This window comes from Lactiplantibacillus herbarum, assembly GCF_001039045.1.
Lineage (GTDB): Bacteria > Bacillota > Bacilli > Lactobacillales > Lactobacillaceae > Lactiplantibacillus > Lactiplantibacillus herbarum.
The window spans coordinates 1-3,047 of the sequence record NZ_LFEE01000040.1 but is presented as its reverse complement, the minus strand read 5'-3'; the positions used below and the strand labels follow the sequence as shown (position 1 = coordinate 3,047).

The 3,047-nt window shown below is 48.1% G+C and carries 2 protein-coding genes; one reads left to right on the top strand and one right to left on the bottom strand.

Translation table 11 applies throughout. The annotated features are described in order from the left end of the window. Nucleotides 1-299: 299 nt before the first annotated feature. On the bottom strand, nt 300-1,634 hold the full coding sequence (locus tag ACG95_RS12415; RefSeq protein ID WP_048000831.1) for a dihydrolipoyl dehydrogenase family protein: 1,335 nt from the start codon (nt 1,632-1,634) through the stop codon (nt 300-302). Between the two features lie 167 nt (nt 1,635-1,801). Here ACG95_RS12415 and ACG95_RS12410 point away from each other — a divergent pair, with 167 nt between their 5' ends. Further along, entirely contained in the window at nt 1,802-2,920 is a 1,119-nt protein-coding gene (locus tag ACG95_RS12410) for a glycerate kinase (RefSeq protein WP_048000830.1), read from the top strand. The last annotated feature ends 127 nt before the right edge of the window (nt 2,921-3,047 follow it).

The window sequence follows — 3,047 nt, the reverse complement described above, 5'->3', positions numbered from 1 at the left end:
TGCGGTCTTGCCCCTCGCCTTGATCCTTGGCACACTTCACCAATGATCAAGCGCGTCCGTGGTGTAATCCCGGCAAAAATCACCGGAATAACGCCACCTTCACAGCACCGCTAGTACTGCCCACCTCCGGCTAAACTGGTTGATACTTGCAATAATTGTGATTAATACTAAGAGAATACTAGTTGGACAATTGAAAAGCTGATAGTTTAAGTCAAATCTAAGCAGACCAAGATCCCCATGGTACGTTTCCCTGGCTGGTGTAGCACTGCATATAGCAAATTTTAGAGATTGGTAATAGCTTATGCTCGGTGCCAAGCCGCGTAGCCGATTGTTGGGAAGAGGCCGGTCAACCGCTCTACTTGCTCACGAGTCATTTTGAATTCAATGGCGGGTAATAGGGCGTTAACTGCATTTTCAGCTTGATCGCTGATTTCTGTAACACCAACTAGGCGACCGTTTTGATCGTGAATTTGCTTGCTTTGAGCAATTGGTTCCTGATCGACTTGATAATACCAGTAATTGGCTAGGTCACTATCAGTCACTTTGAGACCAGCTTTCTCGGCTGTAGGCACCGTCACACCCGCCTGTGCAATCCGTGGCGATGTGAAGACGACGGATGGGATCACGGGATAATCGATTGGATCAGTCGTTTCTCCGGAGAAGAGCTGCATCAAGTACTTCGATTCAAAGTAGGCGGCAGGAGTGACTTTTGGTAAATTATTAGCAACCACGTCTCCAGCTGCGTAGATGTTAGTGATATTAGTTTGCAAGTAACCGTTGACGGGAATACCGTGGCGGTCGTACTTGACGCCAACTTGGTCTAAGCCGAGGTCGTCGATGTTCGGAATACGGCCTGTGGCATCTAGGATCCAGTCAGTTAATAGTTGTTGGTTGTCACCGTAACTAATTTGATATTGATCATCAATTGGAGTGAAAGCTTGGACGTTAGCGTTTCTAATGAAAGTAACACCGCGTTGGCTGAGGTCGGTGATGACCTGTTCAACGTAGGGCTGGTAAAAATGCCGTAACGCCTGATCACCGTGCAGCATGACCGTAACGTTAGCACCAGCAGCGTTAGCAATTGTCGCAAATTCCATACCGATATACCCCGCGCCAATGATGACGATATTTTGTGGTAACTCGGTTAGGTTCATGAAGTCGCTGCTATCATGAGCCAAGGCGGTGCCGGGAATATCTAAACGGTGAGGTTTTAAACCAGTCGCGATAACGATTTTTTCTGCTGTGATGGTTTGATGACTGTCAACGATAACGGTATGTGCGTCTTGGAACTTAGCGCGACCGTGAATGATTTGTGCACCGGCCCCCTCTAAACGGTTAGTCAGATTAGCGGGCAATGGGTCAATGGTGGCCTGCTTGTGGGCAACGTTGGCCGTCCAGTTGATTTCGGGGACTGTGCTGAGAATATGATTGAGTCGCTCGGTCGCACGTTTGATTTTAACGGGTTCATCCAGTGTGATTTTAGCGTTACAGCCGCGGTTGGGGCAGGTACCACCAACCAAATCACTTTCGATAACGCCGACACGGACACCAGTTTTTGCTAGCGGTGTGGCACCGTCAAAGGTCGCGTGCCCAGCACCAATGTATAAAACATCATAATCAAAATTAGTTGCCATAATCCAGTTCCTCCGTTCAATATAATGGTCGTTCCAATTAACTTAAATATGTTGTGCTATTAGTAATAGCCTAACCAGATTTGGAATCATTGACAACTGATACGAATTGCCGGACCTTGGATTAACGCCTATACTTGAATTGACAGTATCGATTAGGAGGACATGAAATGCATGCTTTAATTGCAATTGATTCATTTAAAAATTCAATGACAAGTATCCGTGCGAACCAGATTGTCGCTGACCAGTTCAGCGCACACGGGATTACGTCAACCCAAGTCGCCATTGCGGATGGCGGTGAAGGAACGGTGGCAGCGTGGTTAGCCAATCAGACTGGTGGAAAAGCCATCACAACGGCAACGGTTGATCTGGCACAGCAGCCGATTCAAGCAACGTACGGTTATTTTGCGGATGAACATTTGGCCGTGATCGAGGTCGCCGAAGCGTCTGGTATTCAGTTCTTGACGCCTGAGCTAACGCCGCTGGATACGAATACTTACGGGACTGGTTTGTTGATCAAGGATGCGATTGCTCACGGCGCTCAAAAGATCATTTTGGGGCTAGGTGGCAGTGGTACGGTTGATGGTGGCGCCGGAATCTTACGGGCACTGGGATACCGGTTCTTTGACGCTAATAATAGTGAGCTAGCCATGACTGGGGCTGATTTAGCACGCGTACAGCGGATCGACGCACAACAGGTGTTACCAGCTCTGTCAGCGGTGGCGTTTGTCAGTGCGGCGGATGTGACTAATCCATTGACTGGGGAACAGGGTGCTGCCCGGATTTTCGGTCCACAAAAAGGACTGAACGCTGAATTGATAGCTACTTACGATGATGCCATGGCGCACTACATGACGGTAGCTACCGGAGCAGTCAGTTCTGAAGAAGGCGATGGTGCTGCGGGTGGTATTGGTTTTGCTCTGCGGTACTTCTTGCACGCCCAAGTCCAATCAGGTTTTCAGCTGATTGCCCAAGTCAGCCATTTAGCCGAACAAGTGCAATCGGCAGACCTGATTATTTCTGGTGAGGGTCAAGTGGATGATCAGAGCTTTATGGGCAAAGTGCCAATTCAAATCAGCCAGTTAGCACAGGCAGCTGGTAAACCTTGTTACCTGTTTGTTGGTCGCCAAAAAGGGGCTAACGCAACATTTTCCGAACAGGGTGTGACGGCCGTACTGCCGATTGTTGATCAAGTGATGACATTGGAACAGGCCATGGCAAGCGGCCCCGATAACCTAACGCGGATGGCTGATCGATTGGCTCGGATTATTAGTGCGTCTCGTCAATAAGTAAGAAAATTAATGAATTTAGAAATATGACAAAAAGATTGAAAGTTGATTATTCAATGAAAATGTTGATATGCCTGTGGTCTAAAGGTTAAAACTGGTCACAACTTTCGCTTCCGGTGGTCAGCAC

Coding starts and splice junctions, on each gene's coding strand:
- ACG95_RS12415 (WP_048000831.1), bottom strand. CDS start 1,634: ATGGCAACTAATTTTGATTATGATGTTTTATACATTGGTGCTGGGCAC.
- ACG95_RS12410 (WP_048000830.1), top strand. CDS start 1,802: ATGCATGCTTTAATTGCAATTGATTCATTTAAAAATTCAATGACAAGT.